12 protein-coding genes and 1 tRNA gene are annotated in these 13,148 nt (G+C 64.7%); 6 read left to right on the top strand and 7 right to left on the bottom strand.

Translation table 11 applies throughout. The features are described from left to right. The first annotated feature begins 73 nt into the window (after positions 1-73). From SLW55_RS10105 to SLW55_RS10095, 3 genes are read left to right on the top strand one after another with little or no spacing between them, the layout of a single operon-like run. A complete protein-coding gene (locus SLW55_RS10105) occupies positions 74-517 on the top strand; it encodes a TIR domain-containing protein (RefSeq protein ID WP_320745038.1) in 444 nt (147 codons plus the stop codon). 58 nt (positions 518-575) lie between these two features. Next, positions 576-1,733, top strand: a complete 1,158-nt coding sequence (locus SLW55_RS10100) for a toll/interleukin-1 receptor domain-containing protein (RefSeq protein WP_320745037.1) — start codon at positions 576-578, stop codon at positions 1,731-1,733. Positions 1,734-1,735: 2 nt separating this feature from the next. Next, complete coding sequence (locus SLW55_RS10095) at positions 1,736-2,407, top strand: hypothetical protein (protein ID WP_320745036.1); 672 nt, start codon at positions 1,736-1,738, stop codon at positions 2,405-2,407. Positions 2,408-2,565: 158 nt separating this feature from the next. Here the strand turns inward: SLW55_RS10095 and SLW55_RS10090 are convergent, their stop codons facing one another. The 4 genes from SLW55_RS10090 to serS all read right to left on the bottom strand — a co-directional run bounded on the left by SLW55_RS10090 (position 2,566) and on the right by serS (position 6,595). Then, a complete protein-coding gene (locus SLW55_RS10090; protein ID WP_320745035.1) occupies positions 2,566-3,099 on the bottom strand; it encodes a hypothetical protein in 534 nt (177 codons plus the stop codon). A 652-nt stretch (positions 3,100-3,751) separates the two neighbouring features. Beyond that, a tRNA-Ser gene (locus SLW55_RS10085) sits at positions 3,752-3,841 on the bottom strand. 101 nt (positions 3,842-3,942) lie between these two features. Beyond that, positions 3,943-4,932 carry a LysR family transcriptional regulator gene (locus SLW55_RS10080; protein WP_010342573.1) on the bottom strand — a complete coding sequence of 330 codons (990 nt, stop codon included), beginning with the start codon at positions 4,930-4,932 and terminating at the stop codon, positions 3,943-3,945. A 382-nt stretch (positions 4,933-5,314) separates the two neighbouring features. Then, positions 5,315-6,595: a serine--tRNA ligase gene (gene serS / locus SLW55_RS10075; protein WP_017914468.1), complete on the bottom strand. Its 1,281-nt coding sequence runs from the start codon at positions 6,593-6,595 to the stop codon at positions 5,315-5,317. Between the two features lie 131 nt (positions 6,596-6,726). On the opposite strand from serS, the gene SLW55_RS10070 reads away from it, so the two are divergent. Both SLW55_RS10070 and SLW55_RS10065 read left to right on the top strand, forming a co-directional pair. Next, positions 6,727-7,383: an energy transducer TonB gene (locus SLW55_RS10070; RefSeq protein WP_295940188.1), complete on the top strand. Its 657-nt coding sequence runs from the start codon at positions 6,727-6,729 to the stop codon at positions 7,381-7,383. A gap of 105 nt (positions 7,384-7,488) precedes the next feature. Then, positions 7,489-7,740 (top strand): hypothetical protein, encoded by a 252-nt coding sequence (locus SLW55_RS10065; protein ID WP_320745034.1) that lies wholly within the window; start codon positions 7,489-7,491, stop codon positions 7,738-7,740. Between the two features lie 67 nt (positions 7,741-7,807). On the opposite strand, the gene aroA is transcribed toward SLW55_RS10065, so the two are convergent. From aroA to serC, 3 genes are all read right to left on the bottom strand, one after another. Beyond that, on the bottom strand, positions 7,808-9,121 hold the full coding sequence (aroA, locus tag SLW55_RS10060; protein WP_320745033.1) for a 3-phosphoshikimate 1-carboxyvinyltransferase: 1,314 nt from the start codon (positions 9,119-9,121) through the stop codon (positions 7,808-7,810). 563 nt (positions 9,122-9,684) lie between these two features. Beyond that, positions 9,685-10,833: a prephenate dehydratase gene (pheA, locus tag SLW55_RS10055; RefSeq protein WP_320745032.1), complete on the bottom strand. Its 1,149-nt coding sequence runs from the start codon at positions 10,831-10,833 to the stop codon at positions 9,685-9,687. A gap of 79 nt (positions 10,834-10,912) precedes the next feature. Further along, positions 10,913-11,998, bottom strand: a complete 1,086-nt coding sequence (gene serC, locus SLW55_RS10050; RefSeq protein WP_295913988.1) for a 3-phosphoserine/phosphohydroxythreonine transaminase — start codon at positions 11,996-11,998, stop codon at positions 10,913-10,915. A gap of 154 nt (positions 11,999-12,152) precedes the next feature. On the opposite strand from serC, the gene msrP reads away from it, so the two are divergent. After that, positions 12,153-13,121 (top strand): protein-methionine-sulfoxide reductase catalytic subunit MsrP, encoded by a 969-nt coding sequence (gene msrP / locus SLW55_RS10045; RefSeq protein WP_152181387.1) that lies wholly within the window; start codon positions 12,153-12,155, stop codon positions 13,119-13,121. The last annotated feature ends 27 nt before the right edge of the window (positions 13,122-13,148 follow it).

Below are 13,148 nucleotides of genomic sequence, written 5' to 3'. Positions count from 1 at the left end.
CCGGCTTGTGAGGCTCGGGCGCGAGTTAGCGGCCGGCTCGCATCTCTGCCGCAGGCTACAAGGAGTGTGTCTAATGCGAAGCGTGTTCTTTAGCTTTCACTACCAGCGTGACATTTGGCGCGTAAACCAAATCCGCAACTTGGACGAGATTGTCGGATGCGCTGCTGCAGGATTCCGTGATGCTTCGCTGTGGGAGGAGGCAAAGAAGAAGGGGGACGCCGAAATCAAGAAGATGATTGATGATGGGCTTAAGGGCACCACAGTCACGGTCGTGTTCATTGGCAACCAGACGGCAAATCGCAAATACATCAACTACGAAATCCAGCAATCCATTGCTCGAGGCAACGGCATCGTAGGCATCCAAATCCACGAGCTGAAGAACCAGCATGGCGAGACCGACACGGCAGGGAATACGCCAGCAGCACTGACGAACGGCGGGTACAAAGTCTACAAGTATGTGGACGGCGACAAGCTCAAGGCACGCATTGAGGAAGCAGCGAAGGCCGCGGGCAAGTAGCCTGTCAGCGTGGGCGCCGAATGGCGCCCACGTTCGCATTTACACAGGGAGTTCTCAGATGAGCCACTACGAAATAGCTATTCTCGGCGATGCCAGTCCCGAAGAGCGAACACAACTCGAGACCACGCTGACTGCAATGCTGGCCGCGTACGACCTTAAGGTTGGGGCCGACGTCCTGCTCTTAGATGGAGGGAATGTTTCAACTAGAAACAGGCACGTCGCGTTCGCTGCAGCTTGCTTTCGAGGAAAAGGCCATGCAGACGAGCAGGTTGTGGCGGACCTTGTCGGGAGTAGCGCAGCTGTAATCCCGGTCATAAGCAATACCGGCTCATTCGAAACCGACGTCCCTGATTGCCTGCAGGCAACAAATGGTTACAAGCTTGACTTGGCAGCGGACCCAGAGATGTCGCGTCTAGCATCAGCCCTATTGGAATGCATGGGATTGCTGCAACGACAGCGCAGGGTCTTCGTTAGCTATCGCCGCACTGAAGCACGAGCTGCAGCTGTGCAATTGCATGATGAGCTGAGTGCAAACGGCTTCGATGTATTTCTTGACACCCATGACATCTCGCCTGGCGAACAGTTCCAGGAAGCGCTATGGCATCGTCTATGCGACTCCGATGTGATGATTATGCTGGATACCGAGACGTATTTCGAACGGAAGTGGACCCGTCAAGAGCTAGGCAGAGCAAGGGCCACTGGAATTCACATACTTCAAGTGGTCTGGCCGAACCACAGGCGAAACGCACAAACGGACCTCGCCGAAACGATTTACCTCGAAGCTTCAGAGCTAACAGCAGCAGATGGCCCAATCGTTGAGCCAACTGTGAAACAAATCATTGCAGCCACTGAGAACCTTCGCAGCCGAAGCGTCGCGGCTCGCATGATGTCAATCGTCGGAAAGCTTCGAGTCGAAGCACAGGCGATTAGAGCGCAGGTAGGTGGTATTGGAGCACATCGCGCCGTGTCAATTGTGCTGCCACATGGCAGGCGTGTTTTCGCTTACCCCGTGGTTGGAGTGCCCACTGCCGATATGCTAAACGACGTAGCCAACAAGGCCCAAGGCTCTGGTCAAGGATCTGACGCCCTTCTTGTCTACGACCACCTAGGAATCAGGCCAGCTTGGCTGGAGCATTTGAGGTGGCTAGATGACAATATTCACGTTGTCCGCGCTATACGCGCACGCGAAGCGGCTTGGGCACTGATGGAGTTCTGATGATGAACATCAACGCAGCTATCTTCCTGTCAGCAAGCGTTCCAGACGGCAGCGGGGAGAATCGATACGCTCAAACGGCTGATACGGTAGCTATCGCCACTGCAGTAGGTGCTCTCATCCATGTCGTGCTAGGGCGCCGACGACTGGTGTGGGGCGGACACCCCGCAATCACCCCGATGGTCTACGCAGTTGCTGAAGGACTGGGCGTGGACTACTCCCAATGGGTCACATTGTATCAGTCAAGGTTTTTTGAGGACGAATACCCGGAAGACAATGAGAAATTTCGGAATGTCGTGTACACACAAAGAGAGCCCGACCGAGATGCGAGCCTAAACATCATGCGCCACCAAATGTTCAGCGAGAACCAGTTTGACGCGGGCATTTTTATCGGCGGAAAAGATGGGCTACTGGAGGAGTTCCAACTATTCCAAAGAATGCAGCCGAGGGCAAAACCGATTCCCATTCTTTCCACTGGCGGCGCGACCCTCGAAGTTGGAGCTGCAATTCCAGATGCGAGTCATGATTTAGCTCTGGATTTGGACTATGTATCCCTACTGCACCGACACCTCGGCATTCCTGTTGGGGAGAAACGTTACAATTGCCCAGCGGACCAACCAGCTAAATTGGATGAACGCCTGATTAGGCTCCCTTTGCGCAAGCCAGGTATGCCATAGCGTCCGCAGTGTTGCCTGTAGTTCCGGTGCACGTGTGATGAATGTTTTTGATAATAGATTAGTCGAAGGTTGGGGGGTGGCCAACCCCCAACTCCGACGACTTCAGCGATGTACAACTTTGACTCTGGCGCCCAGCAGGGAAGCAGTCTAGCCGCTAATCAAGCAGTCCGAATCTCGCGCACAAAGTTCCAGAGCACAGGCTGGTGGTCGCTGCAGCACTGCTTCAATGAGTAGTTGACGTACGTCCTCATTTCGGCAGGCGTTGCAATTTCAATGAACCAACTGTCGCCATTTCGGTCGTAGACATGTGGGTCTCCGCATACTCCGCCTGCACCAAGCCACTTCTTCCTAACCAGTTCCTTTTGGTCTAGGGGATTTCCGGGAAGCTTGATGCAGCAATGGATATGAGTCCGCTCGATGGGGTCATACGGGGCGCCGCTGCACAACGGCCTCCCTGGATAACCTTCAACGACCGGAACCAAGGGCATCCTGTACGTGCATCTTTCCTTGAACAGGCTGCACCGGAGCGCATGCATGAAACGACCAAAGGTCTTCTCAGCGTATTGGTAGCTCACCGAGTCTTCAGACTTGAAGGTCAAGGTGATGAAGGCATTGTAGTCGTCCTGCAGGAAATGACCTGCAAGCCCCTTCTGTAGCTCAGTTTGTCGCGCTTCGTATTTCTGGTCTTCCATTGCGTTCCTCGCGGAGCATTGCGTTTCTGTGCTCTCGTGAGGTATTTGTGTGGGTACTTTACATTTCGCAAATAGGAAGAGGATGGCGAGGCCAGGCGGAAATCCACACCTAGGGCACGTCCGAAATCAGGACACCAATCGAGCGAATCAAAAGCGACGCCTACTAGCAGACAGTTACAGCGTTGAGACTGGGAAATTGCTTTACAGGGCAATGCAAGAGCAAACTGGGATGAGCTTGACTGATTACGCAGCCTGGCTCAATGCTCAGGGCTGGCTGACACGCAGAGGGAAGCGGTGGACGGCCACCCAGGTTCGACGGGTATTCAAGAGGCTATCGCTAGTAAAGCGCCCAGCAGTCGTTTAATGCGGGCCATTTCTGCGGCACTCCCGGTATGGCCGGCTCAGCTACTGCGCTTCCGTTTCGGCTCTGCGACGTGCTAGCCCCAGGCGCTCTGGAAGCGCATGCACGCTAGCGACATACACGAAGGTCCGGTTACCCATCGGGAACGCCTCCAAGAGACCGTCACGTGCGCACCGGAATGCTCGAGTCCGCGAAATGCCCTGAGCCTTAGGAGCGCTCAGGAAACAAAGTAGGGAACGCCATGAAGCTCAGCAAGGTAAGTCCGTTCATTCAATGACTTACCCGCAGTCATGGCGGAGAGAGTGGGATTCGAACCCACGGAAGGTTTGACCCTTCGCCGGTTTTCAAGACCGGTGCCTTAAACCGCTCGGCCATCTCTCCGTTTGCGAACGCGGCGGTAACCAAGAACCGTCGGTAAGGGCGGGCATTTTCGCACGCCCGCGGCGGTTTTGCTCGGCCGACGTGCGCGGCCGGCGTCTGGATCAACCCGCCTCGACCGCCATCGCACCCAGAGTGGAGTGCCGCGCCTTGGTGCGTTCGGGGCAGTTGCCGCCGCAGTCCAGGCGCGAGGCTTCGATCTGGCGCGGCAGGTGTTCGGCGAGGAAGTCGATGAACACGCGCACCGCCGGCAGCAGGCCGCGGCGCGAGGCGAACACGGCGTGGCAGATGCCCTGCGGCAGCGACCATTCCGGCAGCACCACTTCCAGTTCGCCGTTGCGCACCGCTTCGGCGCAGACGGTCTCGGGCAGCAGGGTGATGCCGAAGCCGTCCTTGACCATGGACTGCAGCAGGGGGAAGTCGAAGCCGGCCACGCGCGGCTGCAGGTCGACGCGGCGCACTTCGCCGGCCGGGCCGTGCAGTTCCCAACGCTGCCGGGCTTCGTCCTCGCTGATGCTGAGGGTGACGTGCGAGGTCAGCTCCTCGGGATCCTTGGGGCGGCCGGCGCGGTCCAGGTACTTGGGGCTGGCGACCAGCAGTTCCTGCACCTGGCCGAAGCTGCGCATCACCAGGCTGCCGTCGTCGTCAAGGCGCGAACGCACGCGCAGGGCGACGTCGTAGCCTTCGTTGATGATGTCGACGCGGCGATTGCTGATGTTCAGTTGCAGCCGCACCTTGGGGTACTGGTCCAGGAACATCGGCAGCAGCTTGGGCAACTGCATCTGCGCCAGCGACACCGGCACGCTCACCCGCACCAGCCCGCGCGGTTCGGCGCTGAGCCGGTCGACCACTTCGCGTGCGGCCTGCGCCTCGGCCAGCATGGTCTGGGCGTGGCGGTGCACGCTCATGCCCAGGTCGGTGACGGCGAAACGGCGCGTGGAGCGCTGCAGCAGGCGCACGCCCAGGTCGCTCTCCAACTGGCTGATGCGGCGGCTCAGGCGCGACTTGGGGATGCCCAGGGCGCGCTCGGCGGCGGCGAACCCGCCGTGGTCGACCACCATGGCGAAGTAGTACAGATCGTTGAGGTCGTGCATGTTCTTTCGATATTTAGAACGATGGGGACAATCGGATCCGGTTCATTCTACTCCTACAACGATTTGCGCTGCAGGGACGCCCGTCGCGCTCGCGCGGTGGCTCAGGCACGGATAGAGACGGACGCAGGGTAACCCCGGCCGGGCTAGCGCGAAGTGACGGGGACGGGAGCTCGGCGCACGCGGAACGCCGCTGCGGCGCGTGCTGCAGCGGGCACTGCATGCGAACGCCCTGCCCCGTCCGGGTCGACGCCCCACCGTGGCGCAAGGCGGGGCACTGCCCGCATCAGGACACGTTGCCTGAGCGCAGGGACGGACAGGAGGACGTCGCCGCAGCAACGGCGACGCGAGGCGCGCCCGGGGCCGACGCCCCGGGCCCGAGCGATCAGCCGATCCGCTCGGCCCCGCCCATGTACGGGCGCAGCGCGTCGGGCACGGTGATCGAGCCGTCGGCGTTCTGGTAGTTCTCCATCACCGCGATCATGGCGCGGCCGACCGCGGTGCCGGAGCCGTTGAGCGTGTGCAGCAGCTCGGGCTTGCCGGTGGCGGGGTTGCGCCAGCGCGCCTGCATGCGCCGCGCCTGGAAGTCGCCGCAGTTGGAGCAGGAGGAAATCTCGCGATAGGTCTGCTGCGACGGCAGCCAGACTTCCAGGTCGTAGGTCTTGCTGGCCGAGAAGCCCATGTCGCCGGTGCACAGCAGCATCTTGCGGTACGGCAGGCCGAGCGTTTCCAGCACCACTTCGGCGCAGCGGGTCATGCGCTCGTGTTCGGCGGCGCTGTCTTCCGGGCGGCACACGCTGACCAGTTCCACTTTCTCGAACTGGTGCTGGCGGATCATGCCGCGGGTGTCGCGGCCGCCGCTGCCGGCCTCGGAGCGGAAGCACAGTGAGTGCGCGGTCATGCGCAACGGCAGGCGCTCGGCCTCGACGATCTCGTCGCGCACCAGGTTGGTCAGCGAGATCTCCGAGGTGGAGATCAGGTAGCGCTTCTGTTCGCCCAGCGCGGTGGCGAACATGTCTTCCTCGAACTTCGGCAACTGGCCGGTGCCGTACAGGCTGTCGGCGTTGACGATCACCGGCACATTGGTTTCCTGGTAGGCGTGCGGGCCGGTGTGCAGGTCCAGCATGAACTGCGCCAGGGCGCGGTGCAGGCGCGCGATCGGCCCGCGCAGCACGGTGAAGCGCGCGCCCGACAGCTTGGCCGCCGCCTCGCCGTCCAGCCAACCGTGGCGCGCGCCGAGTTCGACGTGGTCCTTGACCTCGAAATCGAAGCTGCGCGGGCTGCCCCAGCGCTGCAGTTCGACGTTGTCGGCTTCGTCCTTGCCCACCGGCACGTCGGCCTGCGGCAGGTTGGGAATCTCCAGCGCCAGCGTCTCCAGCTGCGCGCGGATCTCGTCCAGGCGCTGCTCGGAGGCCTTTAGCTCGTCGCCGAAGCCGGCCACTTCGGCCATCAGCGCACTCGCGTCCTCGCCCTTGGCCTTGGCCTGGCCGATCGCCTTGGAGCGGCTGTTGCGCAGGCTCTGCAGTTCCTGGGTCCGCACCTGGATGCGCTTGCGGTCGGCCTCCAGGGCCTCCAGGGCGGCCACGTCCAGCGCATAGCCGCGACTGGTGCGCAGGCGCTCGGCGAGGTCGGCGGGCTGTTGGCGAAGCAGAGCGGGATCGAGCATGGGCGCGGGGTGCCAGGGGAACGAACCCGGGATTATCGCCTGTCCGTCGCGGTTTTGCCGACTCGCGCCCGCCGCGGCGCGCGATTCACTGCGGCTATGCCAGAATCGAACGGTTCCCTACGGTGAGTCCCATGTCCACGTCGCCCTCGTCCTCCAAGCCCGGCATCGTGCTGCATCTGCCGCGGCGCCTGCTCGCGATCGTCGGCATCGCCTTCGCCGCCGGCCTGCTGCTGTTCCTGGTGGTGTGGCTGGTCGGACGCAAGGACAACGATTTCTACAAGCCGCAGCCGGCGCAGCAGGTGCAGCAGGACACCGAACAGGTGAAGCCGCTGCCCGAGCCGCTGCCCGCCGGCAGCGCCGCCAGCAGCATGCCGCAGGCCAAGCCGGCCCCCGCCGGCGACGCGCCGAAGCTGGTGGAGACCACACCGGCGCCGCCGCCGACCACAGAAGCGCCGGCACCGGCCGCAGGCGGCGATGTCGCTGGCAACACGGCCACCGCGCTGGCACCGGGCAACCGCCCGGTGCCGCTGGAAGGGCAGACCCCGCCGCCGCGCTATCCCCCGGCGGCGCTGCGCCGCGGCGATGCCGGCACGGTAGTGGTGCGGGTCGAGGTCGATGCCAGCGGTGCGCCCGCCGGCGTGGCCCTGCTCCGGCGCAGCGGCTCGCGCGATCTGGACCGCGCGGCGATGGAAACCGTGCGCCGCTGGAAGTTCCGCCCGGCGCAGCAGAACGGCCGTGCAGTGCCGGCCAGCATCGAGATTCCGTTCGACTTCAAGCCGGGTCCGTAACTGAACCGCCGCCCGGACGCGCGGGCGGCGTTCACATCGGGGTGACACCCCTGAGGCATGTCCTGGGTGACACTGGACCCGTCCCACGGCACCGGAGTTGCCGCCATGCCCACCCCGTACAAGTCGACACAGCCGCTGGACGCGTGGAAGCGCCCCGCCCGCCCGTCGTCTGCGCGCGGTGAAGTGCATGCGCGGGCCGATCGCGGGTCGCCGTGGGCCTGGATGATCGTGATCGCACTGGCTCTGGCGGTGGCCTGCTGGTGGCTGGCGGTGGACCGCGACGACGACGGCAGCGGCTACCGCGCTACCCAGTCCACACCCGCCAGCGATCCGCCGCGTCCGCAGCCGACGCGCTGACGTTTCGACAACCCGACTTGCCTCTTCCCCCGGCCGCGCTTGCACGCGGCCGGGGCTGCGCAGGCGATCAGGCGGTGCGCAACGCGAAGCCCGCGCCCCGCGCCAACGTGTCGAAACCCGGGAACGACGTCGCCACGTTCGCCACGTCCTGGATCCGCACCTCGCCCTGCGCCAGTTGCCCGGCGATGGCGAAGGCCATGGCGATGCGATGGTCGCCGTGGCTCTCGATGGTCCCGGCGCCCAGCGTGCCGCCGTGGATGGTGGCGCCGTCCGGGGTCTCATCGACGACGATGCCGAGGCTGCGCAGCCCGGTGGCCATCGCCGCCAGGCGGTCCGACTCCTTGACCCGCAGCTCCGCCGCACCGCTGACCACGGTCTGGCCGTCGGCGGCGGCGGCGGCGACGAACAGCGCCGGGAACTCATCGATCATGTCCGGCACCACGCTCTCGGGAATCGTAGCGCCGCGCAGCGCCGCGTAGCGCACCCGCAGGTCGGCCACCGGCTCGCCGCCGTGCTCGCTGTGGTTGTGCTCGACGATGTCCGCGCCCATCAAGCGCAGCGCGGCCAGCAGACCCGTACGGCGCGGATTGAGCCCGACCGCCTTCAGGGTGATGTCCGAGCCGGGAATGATGCTGGCGGCGACGATGAAGAACGCCGCCGAGGAGAAGTCCGCCGGCACCGCGATATCGGTGGCGCGCAGACGCTGGCCGCCGCGCAGCCGCGCCTGGCCGGGCGCGAACTCGATGTCCACGCCGAACGCGGACAGCATGCGCTCGGTGTAGTCGCGGGTGGGATGCGGCTCCTGCACCGTGGTGACACCGTCGGCATACAGACCGGCCAGCAGCACCGCCGACTTGACCTGGGCGCTGGCCACCGGCGAGACGAAGTCGATGCCGCGCAGCGGCTGGCCGCCATGGATGCGCAGCGGCGGCACGCCATTGGCCTCGGTGTCGATGCGCGCGCCCATCAGCGCCAGCGGCTCGGTGACCCGGCGCATCGGCCGCCTGGACAGCGATGCATCGCCGACCAGCACGCTGTCGAACGGCTGCGCCGCGAGCAGCCCGGCGAGCAGACGCATGCCGGTGCCGGCGTTCCCGCAATCCAGCTCGCCCTGCGGCGCCTGCAACCCATCCACGCCCACGCCATGCACGACACGCTGCGACGGCGACGGCGTCTCGATCCGCACCCCGAGCCGCGCGAAGATCGCCGCGGTCGAACGCGTGTCCTCGCCCTCGAGAAACCCCTCGATCCGCGACGTGCCATCGGCCAACGCCGCGAACATCACCGCCCGGTGCGACACCGACTTGTCCCCCGGCACCGTCAGCGTGCCCTGCAGCGCAGTGCCGCGCGTTGCGATCCAGCCTTGCTCGTTGCTCATCATCGTTCCTGAAAGTCCAACCACCCGAAGATTCACCACCACCCGGCGACATCGGCGCCGCTACAGCGCGCTTGCGCTGCTGCCACGATGCCTACACCAAGTCAGCCACCGCCGTTGCCCTTGCTGTTGCTGTTGCTGTTGCTGTTGCTGTTGCTGTTGCTCTTGCTGTTGTTCTGGCTTTTGCTGTTGCTTTCAATCCCCCGTGAGGGCTGGCGGACATGGCGGGTAAAACCCCGTGAGGGGCGACGCGCAGGATGCGCGTCGTTTTCGGCAGGCACATGGATGTGCCTTCCGAAAATTCCCGTCGTGTCCGCGGACCCCGCGCGCAGCGCGGGGCAGCCCGCCCGGGGGTGTGTTTCTTTTGGTTACTTTTCTTTGCACAAGCAAAGAAAAGTGACTCGCGCGTCAGCGCGAAAGCTATTGCCGTTAAAGCTGTTGCTGCTGAAGAAGCGGTTTCACATTCCAGGGAATGCCCCGTCGCGGCTGAAGCCGCTCCTACAGGTGCACATCTCCTAGTGACCAAAGCGCCCTGCAGCGGTTAGAGACGAAGCAACCGCGGAACCAAATCAAGGCACCGCCACCGGATACGACCCCAACACCTTGATCTGCGCCGAATGCGCCTTCAACTCCGCCAACGCCAACTTCATCGCCTCATCCTCCACATGCCCCGCCAGATCGATGAAGAACCCGTACTCCCACTTCGCCTGATGCGACGGCCGCGACTCGATCCGATTCATGCTGATCCCATGCCGCGCGAACGGACTGAGCACATCGAACAACGCACCCGGCTTGTCGTGGATGAACACCAGCACCGACGTACGATCGTGCCCCGACGGCGGGAAGATCTGCCGCCCGATCACCAGGAAGCGCGTGGTGTTGTCCGCGTCGTCCTCGATCGACTTCATGATGACCTTCTTCAGCGCATACACATGCGCCGCACTCTCCCCGCCGATCGCCGCCGCATCGTCGGCATTGCGCGCCCGGCGCGCGCCCTCGGCGTTGCTGGAGACCGGAATCTTCTCCACCTTGGGCAGATTCGCGCGCAGCCAGCCGGCGGTCTGCGCGAACGACTGCGGATGCGCGTAGATCCGCTCGATCGCGTCCAGCCGCCCACTGCGCGAGAGCAGGAACTGGTGCACGCGCAGCTCGGTCTCGCCGCAGATCTTCAGGTTGGAGGTCAGGAACATGTCCAGGGTGACCTGGATCGTGCCCTGCCCCGAGTTCTCCACCGGCACCACGCCGAAATCGGCGTTGCCGCTTTCCACTTCCTGGAACACCTCCTCGATGGTGGCCATCGGCAGGCCCACCGCCGAGCGGCCGAAGTGCTTGAGCACCGCCTGCTGGCTGAAGGTGCCTTCCGGCCCCAGGTAGCCGATCTTCAGCGGCTCCTGCTGCGCCAGGCACGCGGACATGATCTCGCGGAACACGTGCACCAGCACTTCGTCGCTGAGCGGGCCCTGGTTGCGGTCGACCACCATGCGCAGCACCTGCGCTTCGCGCTCGGGCCGGTAATAGTCCACCGCCGCGGCGAGCTTGCCCTTGGCCTTGCCGACCTGGTGCGCGAACTGCGCGCGCTCGGCGATCAGCGCCTGGATGTTGCGGTCGATCTCGTCGATCTTGGCGCGCACGTCGGCCAGGGCCGGCGTGGCGGCGGGTTTCGCGGGCTTGGCCGGCTTGGCGTCGGCGGAGGGAGATTTCTTCGGCTTTGCGGCCATGGATCGGGGGTTCCTCGGTGGTCCGGATCGCCGCAGCGATCCGGTTGCGGCTGAAGCCGCTCCTACAAAAATCGGCGACTCAGCCGTGGCGCTGCTGGAAGTCGCGCATGAACGCAACCAGTGCCTGCGCACCGGCCAGCGGCATGGCGTTGTACAGCGACGCACGGATGCCGCCGACCGCCTTGTGGCCCTTCAGCGCCAGCAATCCGGCCGCCTTGGACTCGGCGACGAAGCGCGTGGTCAGGGTCTCGTCCGGCAGGAAGAACGGGATGTTCATCCGCGAGCGCACCGCCGCCGCGACTTCGTTGCGATAGAAGCCGCCGGAGGCGTCGATCGCCGAATACACCAGCGCCGACTTGGCCTGGTTGCGCGCGGCGAACGCCTCCACGCCGCCCTCGGCCAGCATCCATTTGAACACCAGCCCGGCCAGGTACCAGTTCCAGGTCGGCGGCGTGTTGAGCATGGAGTCGCGCGCCACATGCGAGCGGTAATCGAAGATGTCCGCGCGCGGCTGGCCGGCGCGTTCGAGCAGGTCGCGGCGGATGATCACCACGGTGACGCCGACCGGGCCGAGGTTCTTCTGCGCGCCGGCGTAGATCAGCGCGTACCTGGAGACGTCGATCGGCTCGGAGGCGATGCTGGAGCTGAAGTCGGCGAACAGCGGCACGTCGCCGACGTCGGGCGTGTCGCGGAACTCCACGCCGTGGATGGTCTCGTTGGCGGTGATGTGCACGTAGGCGGCATCGTCGCGCAACTGCCAGGCCGCGCGCGGCGGGATGTCGCGGAAGCCGTCGGCCTCGCTGCTGGCGGCCACGTGCACGTCGACGTACGGCCCGACCTGCTTGATCGCGGTCTTGCCCCAGTGCCCGGTCACCACGTAGTCCACGGTCTGCCCGGGCGCGGCGAAGTTCAGCGCCAGCAGCGCCTGCTGGGTGGTGGCGCCACCGGCCAGGAACAGCACGGCATAGTCGTCGGGAATGCCGATCAGCCGGCGCAAGTCGGCGTCGGCCTGTGCCGCAACCTCCATGAACTCGGCGCCGCGGTGGCTCAGCTCCACGATCGAGGCGCCCACGCCGTTCCACTCCAACATCTCCGCCTGCGCCTGGCGCAGGACCGATTCCGGCAAGGCAGCGGGGCCGGCACTGAAATTGAACGCGCGCGTCATGGGGCACCTATCGGACAGGACCCCTAGTATGCCGCAGCGCAACAGCTTGCGGCCCGGGCAATTTAGGTTGCATTTGCATCCATTCGCCCTGCGCATGCGTAGTCTGTGGTGAAGTCCCCGCCACTGCTCGCCCCCTTCGCTCCAGGAGTCCGCCATGTCGTTGCGCGATGCCCTCACCGTCCCCAGCCGCGAGATCACCGACGAGGCGGTCTACCGCGACCGGCGGCGCCTGCTGCAGGCCCTGGCGCTGACCCCGGTGGCTGGCCTGGTCGGCTGCGCCGACGCCGAGCCGCCGGCCCCGCCCAAGACCGTGGTGACGCCGGAGCAGGCGCGCAGCGGGTTCCGCACCAACGAGGAGCTGACCCGCTACGAGGACGTGACCAGCTACAACAACTTTTACGAATTCGGCACCGACAAGACCGATCCGTCGAAGGCGGCCAAGACCCTGCGCACCTCGCCATGGTCGGTGAAGGTGTCCGGCGAATGCGAGAAGCCCGGCACGCTGTCCCTGGACGACCTGCTCAAGGGCCATACGCCCGAGGAGCGGATCTACCGGCTGCGCTGCGTGGAAGGCTGGTCGATGGTGATCCCGTGGCTGGGCGTGCCGCTGGGCGACGTGCTCAAGCGCTTCGCGCCGACCTCCAAGGCCAAGTATGTCGCCTTCACCACCCTGGCCGATCCCAAGCAGATGCCCGGCATCCGCTACAGCTCGATCGACTGGCCGTACAAGGAAGGCCTGCGCATCGACGAGGCCATGCACCCGCTGACCCTGCTCGCCACCGGCCTGTACGGCAAGCCGCTGCCGCAGCAGAACGGCGCGCCGCTGCGGCTGGTGGTGCCGTGGAAGTACGGCTTCAAGAGCATCAAGTCGATCGTCGAGATCCGCTTCGTCGAGCGCATGCCGGAAACCGCCTGGCACGAGCTGCAACCCTCCGAGTACGGCTTCTTCTCCAACGTCAATCCGGCGGTGGACCATCCGCGCTGGAGCCAGAAGACCGAGCGCCGTATCGCCGGCAAGGCCAGCAAGCTGTTCGCCGAGCGCATTCCCACCCGCCCGTTCAACGGCTATGCCGATCAGGTGGCGTCGCTGTATGCGGGGATGGATCTGAAGAAATGGTATTGAGGAGAGGCTGGGAATGGGGAACTGGGA

It is taken from the genome of Xanthomonas sp. LF06-19, assembly GCF_034105425.1.
Lineage (GTDB): Bacteria > Pseudomonadota > Gammaproteobacteria > Xanthomonadales > Xanthomonadaceae > Xanthomonas_A > Xanthomonas_A sontii.
The sequence above is the reverse complement of the archived record's forward strand: the minus strand, read 5'-3'. Positions and strand labels throughout refer to the sequence as shown.